The organism is Pseudomonas sp. BR20, assembly GCF_050780135.1.
GTDB lineage: Bacteria > Pseudomonadota > Gammaproteobacteria > Pseudomonadales > Pseudomonadaceae > Aquipseudomonas.
Genome location: NZ_CP172012.1, coordinates 498,286 through 514,711 on the forward strand (window position 1 = coordinate 498,286; position 16,426 = coordinate 514,711).

The following is a 16,426-nucleotide window of genomic DNA, read 5'->3' on the forward strand; positions in this document are numbered from 1 at the left end:
GCGCCTGTGGGTACAGGCGCATTATGCCTAGTGCTGCCCGGCAAGACACTCGCGCAGTGCGTCTTGCCACAGCGGCTGACTGACGTGCCATTGCTGGCGCAGGTGGCTGCAATCGAGGCGTGAGTTCAGCGGGCGCCGGGCGGGCGTCGGGTAGGCGCTGGACGGGATCGCCTCCAGTTCGGCACAGGCACGGCCGCTGGCGCGCAGGTGCTCGCCGATCGCCTGGGCAAAGCCGAACCACGAGGTTTCACCCTCGGCGGTCAGGTGGTAGATGCCCCATTCCCCGGCCTTGCCCGCTTGCCAGCGTTCGATCAGGGCCCGCGTACTGGCGGCAATGGTCCCGGCCCACGTCGGCGCGCCGATCTGGTCGGCGACGATTCGCAGGTGGGGTTTCTCGTGCAGCAGGCGCTGCATGGTCAGCAGGAAGTTCTTGCCGTGGTTGGAGTAGACCCAGCTGGTGCGCAGGATCAGGTGTGCGCCGCCCACTGCGGCAATCGCCCGCTCACCGGCCAGTTTGCTCTGGCCGTAGACGCCCAAGGGGTTGGGCGTGTCAGCTTCGGTGTAGGGCGCCGGCTTGCTGCCGTCGAACACGTAGTCGGTGGAGTAGTGGATCAACGGGCTGTCCAGGGCCTTGGCTTCCTCGGCGAGAACACCGGGGGCGATGGCGTTGAGGGCGAAGGCGAGGTCCGCTTCGCTTTCAGCTTGATCCACCGCCGTGTGGGCGGCGGCGTTGATGATCAGGTCGGGGCGATGGGCGCGCACCTGCTGGCGGATGTGTTCGGCGTCGGTCAGATCGAGTTGCTCGCGGCCAAGCACAATCAGTTTGCCCAGGCCCTGAAGCTGCGTTTGCAGCGCCTGGGAGACTTGGCCGTGTTGGCCGGTGATCAGGATTTTCATGGGAATAGATCGGCGTCCATCAGCAGTTTTCCAGCCTGGTCCTTGGCGGACAGTTGCGGCGGTTCGCTCAGTTCCCAGTCGATTGCGAGTGTCGGGTCGTTCCACAGGATGCTGCGTTCCGCGCTCGGCTGGTAGTAGTCGGTGGTCTTGTACAGGAACTCGGCGGAGTCGCTCAGCACCACAAACCCATGGGCAAACCCTTCCGGCACCCACAGCTGGCGATGGTTCTGCGCCGACAAACGCACGCTGACCCATCGCCCGAAGTTCGGCGAGCTGCGGCGAATGTCCACGGCGACGTCCAGCACTTCACCGGCGGTAACCCGCACCAGTTTGCCCTGGGTGTGCTCCAGTTGGTAATGCAGGCCCCGCAGCACGCCTTTTTGCGAGCGCGAGTGGTTGTCCTGGACAAACTCGCGCTTGAGCCCGGTGGCCGCTGCAAAGGCGCGAGCATTGAAGCTTTCGTAGAAAAAACCACGCTCGTCACCGAACACCTTGGGCTCGATGATCATTACGCCGGGGAGTGAAGTGTCAACGACGTTCACCGGTTGTCTCCCGCCAGGGTGTACAGGTATTGGCCATAGCCGGTTTTGCCGAAGTATTGGGCGCGTTCGAGCAGGTGGTCGCGGTCGATCCAGCCGTTGCTGTAGGCGATTTCTTCGAGGCATGCCACTTTGAGGCCCTGACGGTGTTCGATGGTCTGCACGTACTGTGAGGCTTCCAGCAAACTGTCGTGGGTGCCGGTATCCAGCCAGGCGAAACCTCGACCGAAGCGCTCCACCTGCAAGTCACCGCGCTTCAAGTAAGCGTTGTTGACGTCGGTGATTTCCAATTCGCCACGGGCGGAGGGTGTGACGGATTTGGCGATGCTGACCACGTCATTGTCGTAGAAATACAGGCCGGTGACGGCATAGCTTGATTTGGGGGTGGTGGGTTTTTCTTCGATGGACAGGGCGCGGCCTTCGCTGTCGAAGTCGATCACGCCGAAGCGCTGCGGATCCTTGACCCAATAGCCAAATACCGTGGCACCTTTGCCGCGCTTGACCGCTGCATGTAATTGCTCGCTGAAACGCTGGCCGTGGAAAATGTTGTCGCCCAGGATCAGGCACACGGGGTCGTCGCCGATGAACTGTTCGCCAATCAGAAAGGCCTGTGCCAAGCCGTCCGGCTGCGGTTGTTCGGCGTAGCTGAAGCTGACGCCAAACTGGCTGCCATCGCCCAACAGGTTGCGGTATTGCGGTAAGTCCGCCGGGGTGGATATCACCAGGATCTCTTTGATGCCGGCCAGCATCAGCACCGAGATCGGGTAGTAGATCATCGGCTTGTCATACACCGGTAGCAGTTGCTTGGACACGCCCAGGGTGATGGGGTGCAAGCGGGTGCCGGAGCCACCGGCCAATACGATTCCTTTCATCATGCAATCAGATCCCTCGTGTCGGTATTGCCTAAGCGTTCACCCTGATAACTGCCGTCCTGGACCCTGCGGCACCATTCCAGGTTATCGAGGTACCACTGCACGGTTTTGCGCAGCCCGGTTTCAAAGGTCTCTTCGGGTACCCAGCCCAGTTCGCGTTCGATCTTGCCGGCATCGATTGCGTAGCGTTGGTCGTGCCCTGGACGGTCCTTCACGAACGTGATCAGGTCGGTGTATGTCTCCACCCCATGGGGATGCTGCGGGGCCAATTCCTCCAGCAGGGTGCAGATGCTGCGGACCACATCGATATTCTTCTGCTCGTTGTGGCCGCCGACGTTGTAGGTCTCGCCGACCACGCCTTGTGTCACGACGGTGAGCAATGCCCTGGCATGGTCTTCGACAAACAGCCAGTCGCGCACCTGCAAACCATCACCATAGACCGGCAATGGCTTGCCTGCGAGGGCGTTGAGGATGACCAGCGGGATCAACTTCTCGGGGAAATGGAAGGGGCCGTAGTTGTTGGAGCAGTTGGTCAGCAGCACGGGCAGGCCGTACGTGCGTTGCCAGGCGCGGACCAAGTGGTCGGACGCGGCTTTGCTGGCCGAGTAGGGCGAGCTGGGCGCGTAGGGCGTGGTTTCGCTGAACAAGTCGTCCACGCCGTGGAGGTCGCCGTAGACTTCGTCGGTGGAAATATGGTGGAAGCGAAACGCACGTTTTTCTGGCTCGGCGAGTGTTTGCCAATAGCCACGGGCGGCCTCCAGCAGGCTGTAAGTGCCGACGATATTGGTCTGGATAAAATCCGACGGGCCGTCAATCGAACGGTCTACATGGGATTCGGCGGCCAGGTGCATGATCGCGTGGGGTTCGAAGCGTGCGAGCACGGCGCTGACGGTGGCCTGGTCGATAATATCGGCCTTAACGAACTCATACCGGCTATTGGACGCGATGCTGGTCAGCGATTCCAGGTTGCCGGCGTAGGTGAGCTTATCGAGGTTGAGCACCTCGTGCTCGGTGTGCTGAATCAAGTGACGTATCAAGGCAGAACCAATAAAACCGGCGCCACCGGTAATGAGAATGCGCATGTCGGGGGCCCTTTCCTTAGACGGACGTTTAGCGAGTGCAGCATAGCCTGTGTTGTGGCGCTGGGCAGGACGGCATGTGTGTGGGGGTTGCGTAAACCCCCTGAAAAATGGCGATATACACCTCTAAAAATTCGAGGTCATCCCCCCATGCTGCTCGCCACGTTGATCCATCGCGCCAGTCTGCCCTGCCCCCAAGTAGGTGCCGATCAGGCGGCTCAACTTCTCATGCAGCATTACGGGCTTGCTGGCACGTTGCAGTCACTGGGCAGCCAGCAAGACCTCAATTACAAAGTCGACAGCACCCGCGGCCGGTTTGTTCTGAAAATCTGCCGGGGCGACTACGCCGCGATTGAGCTGCAGGCCCAGCACGCGGCCCTCAACACCCTGCAGGCCGTGCGGGTGCCCAAGGTCATCAAGGCCCTGAGCGGTGAAGAGCTGTTGAGCGTGACGGTCGATGGCCAGCCCCTGCACCTGCGGCTGCTGGATTATATCGACGGCCAGCCCTTGACCCATCTGCCGCATTTGGGGCGCGACGTGATCGCAGGCTTTGGCGACCTGTGCGGGCGCATGAGCCTCGCGCTGGCTGATTTCTCGCACCCTGGACTGGACCGTACCCTGCAATGGGACCCGCGCCATGCTCGGGAACTGATCACCCATCTGTTGGCGACCCTGGAAAACCTGCCCCACCGCGCCGCACTGGAACAGGTGGCCGAGCAGGTTGAGCAGCGCATTCGCCCCCTGGCCGACCGCCTGCCCAGGCAAGCGGTGCACATGGACATCACCGATGACAACGTGGTCTGGCAGCGCGATGCGCAACGGCACTGGCAACTGCAAGGCGTCATCGATTTCGGCGACCTGGTGAACACCTGGCGGGTTGCCGACTTGTCGGTGACCTGCGCGGCCCTGTTGCACCATGCCGAGGGCGACCCTTTTGCCATCCTGCCGGCGGTCCAGGCCTGCCACGCCGTGACCCCGCTGCAGCGCGAGGAATTGCAGGCATTGTGGCCGCTGATCGTCGCCCGTGCGGCAGTGTTGGTATTAAGCAGCGAACAGCAGCAACGCCTGGATCCGGACAACACTTATCTATTGAAAAACGCCGAGCACGAGTGGGAAATTTTCCATGTGGCGACGTCGGTGCCGTTTGAACTGATGGAGGCTGCGATTCTCAGCAGTGTCGGTGAGACGCTGCCGTCGATTGCCAGCCAGGACTTCGCGCCGTTGCTGCCGGGCCTGGTGGGACGTGAGTTCGCGCTGATCGACCTGGGCGTGCTCAGCCCGCATTTCGAAGCCGGCAACTGGGAACTGCCCGGCATTGATCGGCATCTGCTGGATCAGGCGGCAACCGTGCATGGACTGGCGGCAAGTCGTTATGGCCAATATCGGCTGTCGCGTACCTGCCCGGACAGTGCCGCCGAACCGCACACTTTCCCCCTCCACGTAGAGCTGCATTTGCCCCATGGCACGGTGTTGGAGGCGCCTTTCGCCGGAACGCTGCATCAGGACGCCGATGGCCTTGTGAGCGTGCAAGGGGTCGAGCTGAGCGTGCGGCTGTGGGGCGTGAACACCCGGTTGAAGCACGGTTCATTGCTGGTGAAGGGGCAGGTTCTCGGTGAGGTCCATGGGCCGCTGACCGTGCAACTGTGCCGTGCCGACCTCGAACCGCCGCTGTTTTGTACACCGTCCCGTGCCTTGGCCTGGCAAGCCTTGTGTCCATCGCCTGCGGCATTACTGGGACTGGCCTGCGATGCCGAACCGGAACTCGACGCCCACGCCCTGTTGGCCCGGCGTGACGCCAGTTTCGCGCGGTCGCAGAAGCACTATTACGTCGACCCGCCACGCATCGAGCGCGGCTGGCGCAACCACCTGATCGATATGCAGGGCCGTTCCTACCTGGACATGCTCAATAATGTCGCCGTGCTGGGTCACGGCCACCCGCGCATGGCGGCGGTGGCGGCGCGGCAATGGTCGCTGCTCAATACCAACTCGCGGTTTCACTATGCCGCCATTGCCGAGTTTTCCGAGCGCTTGCTGGCGCTGGCGCCGGCGGGAATGGATCGGGTGTTCCTGGTCAACAGCGGCACTGAGGCCAACGACCTGGCCATCCGCCTGGCCTGGGCCTACAGCGGCGGGCGCGACATGCTCAGTGTGCTGGAGGCTTACCACGGCTGGTCGGTGGCGGCGGATGCGGTGTCCACTTCGATTGCCGACAACCCCCAGGCCCTGAGCAGCCGCCCGGAGTGGGTCCACCCGGTCACCGCGCCGAACACCTATCGCGGTGAATTCCGCGGGCAGGACAGTGCCCCGGACTACGTACGAAGCGTGGAACATAACCTGGCGAAAATCGCTGCGAGCAAGCGCCAATTGGCCGGGTTTATCTGTGAGCCGGTGTATGGCAACGCCGGCGGCATCTCCCTGCCGCCGGGTTACTTGCAGCAGGTGTACGGGTTGGTGCGTGCCCAGGGCGGCGTGTGCATCGCCGATGAAGTGCAGGTCGGCTACGGCCGCATGGGGCATTTCTTCTGGGGCTTCGAAGAGCAGGGCGTGGTGCCCGACATCATCACCATGGCCAAAGGCATGGGCAACGGCCAGCCACTCGGCGCGGTGATCACCCGTCGCGAGATCGCCGAGGCATTGGAGGCCGAGGGGTATTTCTTCTCATCGTCGGGGGGCAGCCCGGTGAGTTGCCGGATCGGCATGGCGGTGCTGGATGTGATGGAAGAAGAAAAATTGTGGGAAAACGCCCAAGTGGTTGGCGGGCATTTCAAGGCGCGGTTGGAAGCATTGATCGACCGTCATCCTCTGGTGGGCGCGGTTCACGGTTCCGGTTTCTATCTGGGCCTGGAGTTGGTGCGTGACCGGCAAACCCTGGAGCCCGCCACCGAGGAGACCACCCTGTTGTGTGATCGATTGCGGGAATTGGGGATTTTCATGCAGCCGACTGGCGATTATTTGAACATCCTCAAGATCAAGCCGCCGATGGTGACGTCCAGGCGCAGCGTGGACTTCTTTGTCGACATGCTGTCGAAGGTGCTGGATGAGCAATTGTAAATAATCGATTGTTATCGGTCATTGACTGTCATATTTATCAGTTAGCCTGTTTGTTCGCTTTTAAAGCCGATTTTTATCCGTTATAAAGTCGGCCTTTACCCCATTCGGAGTCCTGATCGCCATGACCACCCTGCACAGCACCCCCCGCGCCGATGGCTTCCACATGCCCGCCGAATGGGCGCCACAAACCCAAACCTGGATGGTGTGGCCCGAGCGCCCGGACAACTGGCGCCTGGGCGGCAAGCCCGCGCAGGCCGCTCACGTGGCCGTGGCCAAGGCCATCGCCCGTTTTGAGCCGGTGACCGTGGCGGTTTCTGCCGGCCAGTACGAAAATGCCCGTGCCCGCTTGGATGTGCCGAATATTCGTGTGGTGGAAATGTCCAGCGATGACGCCTGGGTGCGTGATACCGGGCCGACGTTCGTGATCAACGACCGTGGCGAAGTGCGCGGCGTGAACTGGGATTTCAATGCCTGGGGCGGCTTTGACGGTGGCCTGTACTCGCCGTGGAACCGTGACTCGCAGGTGGGCGGCAAGATCCTCGAAATCGAGCGCGCGCCGCGTTACCGCACAGAGGGCTTCGTGCTGGAAGGCGGCTCGATCCACGTCGACGGCGAAGGCACCCTGATCACCACCGAAGAATGCCTGCTCAATCGCAATCGTAATCCGCACCTCGACCGTGCCGAGATCGAAGCGGTACTCAGCGCCAACCTGGCTGTGGATAAGATCATCTGGCTGCCAGACGGCCTGTTCAACGACGAAACCGACGGCCATGTGGATAACTTCTGCTGCTACGTGCGCCCGGGCGAAGTGTTACTGGCCTGGACCGACGACCCGCAAGACCCGAACTACGCGCGTTGCCACGCCGCCATGGCCGTCCTGCAAAGCAGCACCGACGCCCAGGGGCGCTCGTTCACAGTGCATAAAATGCCGATCCCGGGGCCGTTGTATGCCACTGAGGAAGAGTGCGCCGGGGTCGACCCGGTGGACGGCACACAGGAACGTAATCCGACCGTGCGGTTGGCGGGCTCCTACGTCAACTTCCTGATCGTCAACGGCGGCATCATCGCGCCAAGTTTCGACGACCCGCTGGACAGTGAAGCCAAGGCCATCCTGCAGAACCTGTTCCCGCAGCACGAAGTGGTGATGGTGCCGGGCCGTGAACTGTTACTGGGTGGCGGGAATATCCACTGCCTGACCCAACAACAGCCGGCTCCGCATAAAAACTGAGTGCAGTTGTAACAACGCCTTTTCTGCGAACGGGCGCTACTCAGTCTGAGCATTTACAGCAAGCCCACGGCCCAACACGGTCGTGGGCTTTTTTGTGTCCGACCACCTATAAACACGCGACATTGGCATAGCTCTTGTATCGGTGTTGCCCCAGTGGCCCAGGGTGATGACCGCACAGTTCTGTCATAAACCTTGAGTAAGTTAGCCGCTCACACAGCAGGAGAGAGCGCTGAAATGAATGCCGATATCAACCCGATGTACACGCGCACCTTCCACCCTTCGCGGGTTGACAGTGACGCGATCCATTCGCTGGGGCTCTGGTTGAAGGAAAACGGCTCGCGCCAGGTCAGGCAGCAGTCGGACTTGCGCAGTGTGATGAGTGAGCGCTACCCGGTGGGGTTGTTCAGCGAGGATGAAATGCACGCGTTGTGCGAGTTGATGAGCAACTGAAAAAATATCGTTGACCCCGCAGTTGCCTTGCTTGCGCGCGGTATCCATCACCAAACGTCCGACTCTGAAATTATGTTACGAGATGTGTTTCAGAGGTCGCTGAAGACGGAATTTGGTCGTTTTCAGAAAGGCCATAGGCCGTTGCTTAGAATTATTTCGCCTAAATACAGACGATTCACGAAATTGACACATAGTTCAACGCGCGACTAGGATTGCGCCCAACGCCTGTGGCTAACCGCCATGACTCATCCAATAAGAAAAGGCCCGCGGCATGTTCATTCGTCCGCGGGCCTTCTTTTTTCGGAAAAAGTCGATACCAGAAAAGCGACGTGGAGCCTGGTGTCATAGCGCGTACTCAACCCGTAATAAGGAATACAAAAAAATGTTGAAGCAACGGATGAGTCTGATCGCTCTGGGGATTTTGAGCGCATCGACCGCAATGGCAAACGACCAGGAGCAATCCAAGGGTTTCGTTGAAGACAGCCACCTGAACATCGCAGCCCGTAACGCCTACATCAGCCGTGACTACAAAAACGGCCAGCAAGACAAAGCCGAATGGGGCCAAGGCTTCATCGGCAAGTTCGAGTCCGGCTTCACCCAAGGCACCGTCGGTGTGGGTGTGGACGTGATCGGCCAATATGCTATCCGTCTGGACGGTGGCCAAGGTCGCGCCGGCGCGGGCGGTATCGACTTCTTCAAACAAGGTAATGGCACCACTAACCCCGATGGCACGGCAAACCCAGGCTCGGCACCACACGACCTTGCCAAAGGTGGCGCAGCCGTCAAGTTCCGCGTCTCCAACACTGTGCTCAAGTACGGTGATCAGTTCCCTAACGTTCCGGTCCTGGCCTACGACAACTCCCGTCTGCTGTCCGAAACGTTCACGGGTACGTCGATCGTCTCCAAAGAGATCGCCGGCCTGCAACTCGACGCCGGTCACTTCACCAAGGAAGCTCGCAAGAGCGCCGAAGGCACCGACAGCGGCCGTCTGAAAAGCATCGACTACGTCGGTGGTAGCTACAAATTTACCGAAAGCCTGTCGGCCGCGCTGTACGCCTCCGACATGCAAGACGTGCTGAAGAAGCAATACGTCAACGTCAACTACGTACTGGCCCTGCCAGAGAAACAGTCGCTGACCTTTGACTTCAACGGCTACAAAACCAAGCTGGACAAGAGCTTCGCCCTGGAAAACCAACGCAGCGAAGACGCTCGCGACAACAAGATCTGGAGCCTGGGCGCCACATGGGCTGTGGGCCCGCACAGCTTCACCGTCGCTCACCAGCGCAGTACTGGCGACACCGGCTACCTGTACGGCGGCTACCGCAACGCTGGTAGCATCGGCGACGGTGGCAACACCATCCTGCTGGCCAACTCCTACTGGTCCGACTTCAACGGCAAGGACGAGCGCTCCTGGCAAGCCGGCTACGGTCTGGACTTCAGCACCTTCGGCGTGCCTGGCCTGACCTACAACGTGGCCTACGTGCGCGGTACTAACATTGACGACGGCAGTGGCCGTGGCAATGGCACCGAACGTGAAATCTTCAACCAGTTCAAATACGTCGTGCAGAGCGGTCCAGCCAAAGACCTGAGCCTGCGTGCTCGCGCCTCGTGGTTGCGCGTTTCCAACAACGCCAGCAACTACAATGTTGGCGGTAACGAACTGCGTCTGTTCGCCGACTACCCGATCAACGTTTTCTAACTGATCGCACGTCGCGCCTGATTCCAGGCGATAAAAAACCCCGACTGGTTCGGGGTTTTTTTATGTGTGTGCATCAGTCCTGGCGGCTCTGCAAAATCTTGCGCGCCAACGCTGCATTCTTGTAGTCGAGCATCAAGGACAACCCCTCATAGGGTTCGATCTTTTTATTGTCGATACACAGCTGTGCCATCAGCAGCAGCACCTGGCGTTTCTTCTTGTTGATCCGCACGCCGGGTACGCCGAACGCCGTCTTGCGCGTTGCGGGTAATGGCGCCTCGGGCGTCAGTTGGACGGTTACCCAGATGCCCTGGACAAATTGCAACGTGATCTCCTCGATATGTTCGATGGGCAGCGGTTGCGCCAGGTTATTGAACACAAAATGCTCCGGCGTCAGGCGCAACGCGGTCTGCGGCGCACGCTTGAATCGACGGATGCCCAGCCATAGCAGGCCCAGCCCAATAATGCCGAGACACGCGCCAGCGCCGACTGCCGACAGCGGTGTACCTTTCAAACGCTCCGGGGCGAGCCAGACTCGACTCAGGATAAACAGCGCAGCCAGCACAAAGGGCAGGCTCGACACGGCCATCAGTACCCCGCGCCACTGGCCGCCTTCATGCAAGCTACGCTCACCCTCGGCCGAAGCGGCCAAGGTTTCCAGCAGATGGGTGTGCGCCGTGTTCTCCGACACGGCCACGTCCATCACATCCCGAGACAGCTGCTCGCGCAGTGCCTGGGGTGCGCTGAAATAGGCGTCCATCTGCGCATTCGCTACGTCGCGATCCACCTCGCGGGTGGCACCGCGCAGGGTATCGTCCAGTGGCACGTCGAGCGCTTGCAGGCGTTCGCCATTGGAGGGGTGGGAGTCGGTCGGATGCGGTTGATGAATCTCCAGGGCTTCGGGTGATGGTTGCAATTCACACTCACGCAAGCGCGCGAACACGGCGTCGGGCAGGTCTGTAGCCGACCCTGCTTCACACAACGCCAACAAGGCATCCTCAACGTGCGGCTGCAACACCGACACCCGCAACAACGCCGAAGCCGCCGCAGCAGGGCCCGCCAACTGCGCGCCGGCAGCGTCCGCCAACAATTCGCGCTCACGGCTCCAGTGGTTCACCGCGTCATCAAAGCGCTGCATGAAAAACACACCGAACATGAACGACGGCCGCATCAGCCGTCCCTGGATAAAATCGCTGGCCAGCATCGTGTTCAACAGCGCCTCCAGGCTGCGATTAACCCCATCGTAGATCGGCAAAAAGCGCAGGCTGTACTCCGTGTCCTGCCCCACAAAGTGCGCCAGCTCATGGCCGATCACCGCGCTGATTTCTTCGCGGCTCAGCAGGCCCAGATACAGCAGCGGCACATGCAAGGTGCGCCCCTGCAGCGAAGTATTCGCCGGTTGCACAGTGGCCGCGCTGGACGTCACGTAAAAGCCCTGGGCCAGGCTCACCACGATGTGGTCCGGTGGCAGCGCGCTGAGCCTACCCGCCAACTCGTCCACATGGCGCCACAACCCTGGAGCCTGCGCGGGCGTCACCAGCTGGCCGAACATCTCCAGCGGCTCGGGCTTGAACATCCCCAGCATAGGACGCAGCTGTCTAAGCAACTGCCAGATCGAATACAGACAAAACGCCGCGACCACCCCCAGCACCGCCATCAGCTTGACTTCGCCACTGCCCAGCCGGCCGATATGCCACATCGCCAAGCCTTCGAAACTCAACGCCAACGCGACGGCCGCCGCCACCGCCACCACATGGCCGACAAGCACGTAAGGCAACAGGCGGCTGCCCAGGGAGAACACCTGCAATAACCTCTCCCGTGACTGCCGTGCCCGCCGCCCCGCCCAGTACGTACCCGCCAACGCAGCCACACCAATCAACGCCGCCAACAGACCCAAGCCCATCACCCACGGCGCCAGGGCCCGCATCGCACGGTTCACGCGATGGGCAATGGGCAGTTCGGCTTCGATTTTTTCCAGGCGCGAGAGGGCCTCCGCAACGCTGATGACGCCATCAGGCAGGTTGACACTACTCGCGGGCTGTCTGGCTGTCAGCGCTTGCAACGGGTGCTTGGCTTTATCAAGGTTGAGGTGGTAATCGATCAACGCTGTGGTTGCGTCCTCACCACGCTGACGCTCCCAGCCGCCGAGGGCGGCCAGCAACAGCGGGAAAACGATGAGGAGGCAGATCAGTTTCAGGGCGTTCATGGGAGTCCGTTCACAACGCGGGGGTGTGCAGGTTTATACCGAAAAAAGCGCCCCATGCCGAGGCGCTCTTCTGGGGGAGCCGGGCTTGCACGCAATGGCGCCTGCCCAGCCAGCACAGCCCTGCCTATTGCCCGGTATTACCAGGCAGGCGTGCATGCGCACCGCCTATTGAACGAAGTGATAATTCCGGTTTGGCGGTTCATACACCACTGCGCGCTGACATCCGCATGACTTCAAAAACGCCTCCATTCCGTCATATTTCTGCAATGAAAACATGCGAGTTTTTGTCGGCAGAAATAGGACCTAACAGTATTTTTAAGCACGCAATACGCTGTTTTAATTATAGAAAAATGGATTTTAAGGAAAACCGATGTCGATGTTTTGTCAGATCATGGATAAATCTGAGAGTGGTGGATGCGGGTGCAAGATCCCATCCAGTGTGTTAACGAAGATTCTGTCGCAAACTGCAGCAGCCAATACGGTTTCGGATGACAGGTTGGTATTGGGCTTTGAGTCTTCTGACGATTGCGCTGTTTATGACGCAGGTGAAAAATATCTTTTATTCACCACCGATTTTTTCTCCCCGATAGTCAACGACCCTTATGTCTTCGGCCAATTGGCAGCCAGCAACGCTGTAAGCGATATCTTTGCTTCAGGCGGGAGTCCGCTTATTGCCAACTCGATCATGGCGTTCGACCCGGAACTGGTTTCGGTCGAGCAAGTAACGCAGATGATCCTTGGCGCCCAGTCGGTGATGAACAAGTTCAATGTCAGCATCGTCGGTGGCCATACGATCAAGAACAGCCAGCCCTTGTACGGCTTCTCGATCATTGGTGAGGTGGAAAAACACCGCTTGAAGAAAAATAACACGGCCAGGTCCGGTGATTTGTTGGTCATGACGCGTCCGATCGGTGTCGGCATCCTCGCCAATGCCCTGAAGACCGGAGTGATTGAACAAGAGGATATTGCTGCGTCGACGCTTGCCCAGATTACCGGCGACAACGCGTTTGGCCGCACACTGAGCGAAAGTCCTGAGGTTAGCAGTTTGACTGATATCACCGGGTTCGGTTTGATCGGCCATATCAGTGAGATGGTCGGGCTGGGGCAACTGGATGTTGACCTGGATACAAGCGGTCTGGTTTTTTATGACGGCACAGAGTCATTGGCGGTGGCGGTGACTTCGGCTGACAGCGGTATTTTCTCTAACATTAAAAAGTACACGCAGAACGTGGAGTACGTAGCTGATCCTCCACTGGCTAGAAAGTTTCTGTTGCATGACCCGCAAACGAATGGCGGTTTGCTGTTCACTGTGAGTGCCGAAGGATTTGAAAAGAACCGTCAGAAGTGGAAGGCGCTTTGCCCTGATCTGATTGTTATCGGTCGGATGACGGAAGGGACCGGCAAGATCAAAGTCTGCTGAGATGGTAGCCGTGACAATCTACCCGGTTATGGTCGGTGTGGGCGTGATGGCCGGTTTCATGTCAGGTCTGTTCGGTATCGGTGGGGGCATTATCGTGACGCCCCTGTTGGTGCTGATTTATCCGATATTGTCCGGTCAGAAACTGCCGATTGAAGTCGTGACGGGGCTGTCTTCCGCACAAGGCTTCTTTTCGTCTCTCGTGTCGTTCGCGCTGCACCGCATCAAGTTTCAGCCGGATTGGCGAGTGATCAGAAGCTTTGCCGTACCGATGGCTCTCGCCAACTTTTTTGCCTCGCTCCATGCTGATGCATTCAGCGAAAACTTCATCCTGTTCGTCTTCGGACTGCTGGGGTTGATGTCGTTGTTGGTGACGTACTTGTTCCATAAGCCGGTGCCCCTGTTGTACAACCATCAATCGCTGTCGTTGCCACTGATAGGGCTGGTGCTTGGCCTATTGTGCGGGCTGGTCGGGCAGGGCGGCGGGTTCATCTACCTACCTGTACTGGTCAGCTTGTTTGGCCTGCAGATAAAGCAGGCCATTTCGACCTCGGCGCTGATCGGTATCATCGGAGCAAGTGGGGCGTTATTCGGCAGAGTGGGTTCAACCATGGATTTTCTCGGCTACACAGGTGAATTGGTGCTGGGGATATTGGTGGGTGGTTTCCTCGGCGCCATGCTTTCTCATCGGCTGGACTCGAGGCATCTGAAGCAGGCGCTGAATGCGTTCATTTTGCTGTGCTCGGTCCAGCTCATGCTGCGCTTGCTTATTTGACCTGCGAGCCTCTGTTCGCATTTTGCGAGCAGCATCCTGAGTGACATAAATCAGAAAACTGGAAGTGTTTGATATGGATATTGCTGTGGATGCAGTTTATGCCGACGTCTGTGGTTCGGCACCGGTTTCAATGGCGGTCAGCAACATGCTTCAAGCGTTGTTTTCGACCCGCCAATGCGCCAACCCCAATGCCAATCACGCCCTCGGCGTTCAGTTGCTCGAACGATTGGAACGGGCACGAGGCAGCATCGCCAGCCTTTTGAAAGTGGACGCCGACTGCCTGATTTTCAACAGCGGCTCCAGTGAGGGCTGTAGCCAGGTGTTTCATGATTTTTTCGAACGCTACAAACATGAGCAACCCTTGGTGCTCTACTCAGCGATCGAACACTCCTGCACCCTGCAGAACATAAGGCGCTACGGCCTGGAAGGCCTGCAAGCCATAGCGATCGGGCATCAAATGAACGGGCTGCTCGACACTGAACAATTGGAGCAGTTGCTCCGTGCCCATGCAGGTCGCCCGACATTGGTTTGCGTTATGGCAGTGCATAACGAAACCGGCGTGATTCAACCGATCGAAGCAATTGCCCGACACGTGAAGGCTTGGGGTGGTTTGCTGTTTTCGGACATGACCCAGGCCATCGGAAAAATCCCTGTGGATCTGCACGCATCCGGCGTTGATTTCGCCATTGCGTCAGGACACAAGTTCGGGGCGTTGCCCGGTGCCGGTTTTCTCTACACCAGAAACCGCTACGGTTTGTTGCCATTAATTGTTGGTGGCGGCCAGGAAGGCGGGTTGCGCGGTGGTACTCAGAACTATCCGGGCATTCTTTCGATTGAAGCCGCGTTGCAGGAGAAACAGCACAAGTACGGCAACGGTAAAGTCGCGGTGCAACAGAGTCGGGAAACATTTGAACGTACGCTGCAAGCGATGCTGGGCGAAGTGGTCGTGATCGGTCAGCAAGCACCGCGTGTACCTTGTGTGAGTTTTATTGCATTGCCGGGCGTCAATACAAAAAAACTGCAGCGGGCCTTGAACACGCAGTCGATCTACATAACCGGTGGGTCGGCATGCTCGGACAAGACACTCAGTCTGTCCAATACGGTTACACAACTGGGATATTCCGACCGGATCGCCGGGGCCACGGTGCGCATTTCCATCGACGAAGAACAGTGTCAATTCGCGTATGAGCGGATTCTGAAGGGTATCGCTCATGCGCTGAAGCTGTCTTCGACTGTCTCGGCAGCTCATGCTGTGGTCCACGTGTTATGAGGGTGGTGACCTCAGGCTCGGCGTACCTGGACATCGACGCGTATGCCTGCTGCATTGCCTACGCCGAGCTATTGAATCTCCAAGGCGTTGATGCTCGGGCCGTCAGTAGCGCCCCGCTCAATGCCAGCATCTCCAGGACTGTGCTTGGATGGCAATCATCTCTGGACGAATATCTGCCCAGAGCGGGTGATGAGTTCGTGTTGGTGGATGTTTCCGACTACCACTATTTCGACCCTGTGGTGGTTCTTGAACAGGTGGTGGAAGTCATTGACCATCACCCAGGCTTTGAAAACTATTGGGCGCGGAAACTCGGATCTGCGGCAGACATCCTGCCGATCGGCGCAGCGGCGACTCTGGTTTTTCAGCGTTGGGAAGCGGTAGAGCTGTTGCCGCTAATCAGCGAAAAAAGTGCTGCATTGCTGGCCACGGCAATTCTGGACAATACCCTGAATTTCACAGGGCAGTTGACCACCCAATCGGATATCCGGGCTTATGAAGTCCTTGCACGGCGGGCGAAACTGGAAACGGACTGGCCCGAGCGATACTTCTCCGAGTGTCAAGCCACTATCGAGTCAGACCTGATTGGCGCGTTGGCGCTGGATATTAAGTGGCTGAAAGCCGATAGCAACCTGCCGCAGCTTTTCGCGCAGATGGTGGTGTGGGATGCCAGTGCGCTGATCCGAACGCATCGTTCAGCGATCGGTCACTGGCTGGCGGCGCAGGGTGGAGACTGGCTGTTAAACGTCATCAGCATTCGCGAGTGCAAAAGCTACTTTCTGGCCGAGCCCTTGATCAGCCAACAAAAGTTGAGCCATTTGCTGTCGATCGAATGGCGGGCCGGAATGGCTGTGCTTGAGCGCTCGCTGCTACGTAAGGAACTGTTGAAGTTGGGGGCGGCCAGCATCTCTGTTGTGAGTAAACCGCCTCTGGTTTTGTAGCCACATCG

General features: G+C 59.0%; 13 protein-coding genes. 8 read left to right on the forward strand and 5 right to left on the reverse strand.

Annotation, left to right across the window (positions count from 1 at the left end; translation table 11 throughout):
- Positions 1–27 precede the first annotated feature (27 nt).
- Genes rfbD through rfbB form a run of 4 tightly spaced genes read right to left on the reverse strand, consistent with a single transcriptional unit; the run spans position 28 to position 3,390 of the window.
- The gene (gene rfbD, locus ACHPFG_RS02255) at positions 28–897 is read right to left on the reverse strand and encodes a dTDP-4-dehydrorhamnose reductase (protein ID WP_431701499.1); all 870 of its coding nucleotides are present in this window, start codon (positions 895–897) and stop codon (positions 28–30) included.
- Positions 894–1,439: a dTDP-4-dehydrorhamnose 3,5-epimerase gene (gene rfbC / locus ACHPFG_RS02260; RefSeq protein WP_431701500.1), complete on the reverse strand. Its 546-nt coding sequence runs from the start codon at positions 1,437–1,439 to the stop codon at positions 894–896. Before rfbC ends, rfbD begins: the two co-directional genes overlap by 4 nt.
- Positions 1,436–2,311 (reverse strand): glucose-1-phosphate thymidylyltransferase RfbA, encoded by an 876-nt coding sequence (gene rfbA, locus ACHPFG_RS02265; protein ID WP_431701501.1) that lies wholly within the window; start codon positions 2,309–2,311, stop codon positions 1,436–1,438. Before rfbA ends, rfbC begins: the two co-directional genes overlap by 4 nt.
- Positions 2,308–3,390, reverse strand: a complete 1,083-nt coding sequence (rfbB, locus tag ACHPFG_RS02270) for a dTDP-glucose 4,6-dehydratase (RefSeq protein ID WP_431701502.1) — start codon at positions 3,388–3,390, stop codon at positions 2,308–2,310. Before rfbB ends, rfbA begins: the two co-directional genes overlap by 4 nt.
- A 147-nt stretch (positions 3,391–3,537) precedes the next feature.
- Here rfbB and ACHPFG_RS02275 point away from each other — a divergent pair, with 147 nt between their 5' ends.
- From ACHPFG_RS02275 to ACHPFG_RS02290, 4 genes are all read left to right on the forward strand, one after another.
- Positions 3,538–6,438, forward strand: a complete 2,901-nt coding sequence (locus ACHPFG_RS02275) for an aminotransferase (RefSeq protein WP_431701503.1) — start codon at positions 3,538–3,540, stop codon at positions 6,436–6,438.
- A 121-nt stretch (positions 6,439–6,559) separates the two neighbouring features.
- Positions 6,560–7,666 (forward strand): agmatine deiminase, encoded by a 1,107-nt coding sequence (aguA, locus tag ACHPFG_RS02280; RefSeq protein ID WP_131696950.1) that lies wholly within the window; start codon positions 6,560–6,562, stop codon positions 7,664–7,666.
- Between the two features lie 234 nt (positions 7,667–7,900).
- Positions 7,901–8,116 carry a hypothetical protein gene (locus ACHPFG_RS02285; RefSeq protein ID WP_431701504.1) on the forward strand — a complete coding sequence of 72 codons (216 nt, stop codon included), beginning with the start codon at positions 7,901–7,903 and terminating at the stop codon, positions 8,114–8,116.
- Positions 8,117–8,498: 382 nt separating this feature from the next.
- Positions 8,499–9,815 carry an OprD family porin gene (locus ACHPFG_RS02290; protein ID WP_431701505.1) on the forward strand — a complete coding sequence of 439 codons (1,317 nt, stop codon included), beginning with the start codon at positions 8,499–8,501 and terminating at the stop codon, positions 9,813–9,815.
- Between the two features lie 73 nt (positions 9,816–9,888).
- Here the strand turns inward: ACHPFG_RS02290 and ACHPFG_RS02295 are convergent, their stop codons facing one another.
- A complete protein-coding gene (locus tag ACHPFG_RS02295) occupies positions 9,889–12,018 on the reverse strand; it encodes a M48 family metalloprotease (RefSeq protein WP_431701506.1) in 2,130 nt (709 codons plus the stop codon).
- Between the two features lie 370 nt (positions 12,019–12,388).
- Here ACHPFG_RS02295 and selD point away from each other — a divergent pair, with 370 nt between their 5' ends.
- The 4 genes from selD to ACHPFG_RS02315 all read left to right on the forward strand — a co-directional run bounded on the left by selD (position 12,389) and on the right by ACHPFG_RS02315 (position 16,418).
- Positions 12,389–13,438, forward strand: coding sequence for a selenide, water dikinase SelD (selD, locus tag ACHPFG_RS02300; RefSeq protein ID WP_431701507.1), 1,050 nt, complete (start codon positions 12,389–12,391; stop codon positions 13,436–13,438).
- 1 nt (position 13,439) lies between these two features.
- A complete protein-coding gene (locus ACHPFG_RS02305) occupies positions 13,440–14,210 on the forward strand; it encodes a sulfite exporter TauE/SafE family protein (protein WP_431701508.1) in 771 nt (256 codons plus the stop codon).
- A gap of 73 nt (positions 14,211–14,283) precedes the next feature.
- Positions 14,284–15,480, forward strand: coding sequence for a cysteine desulfurase family protein (locus ACHPFG_RS02310; protein WP_431701509.1), 1,197 nt, complete (start codon positions 14,284–14,286; stop codon positions 15,478–15,480).
- A complete protein-coding gene (locus tag ACHPFG_RS02315; protein WP_431701510.1) occupies positions 15,477–16,418 on the forward strand; it encodes a DHH family phosphoesterase in 942 nt (313 codons plus the stop codon). The genes ACHPFG_RS02310 and ACHPFG_RS02315 overlap by 4 nt, the downstream gene beginning before the upstream one ends.
- The last annotated feature ends 8 nt before the right edge of the window (positions 16,419–16,426 follow it).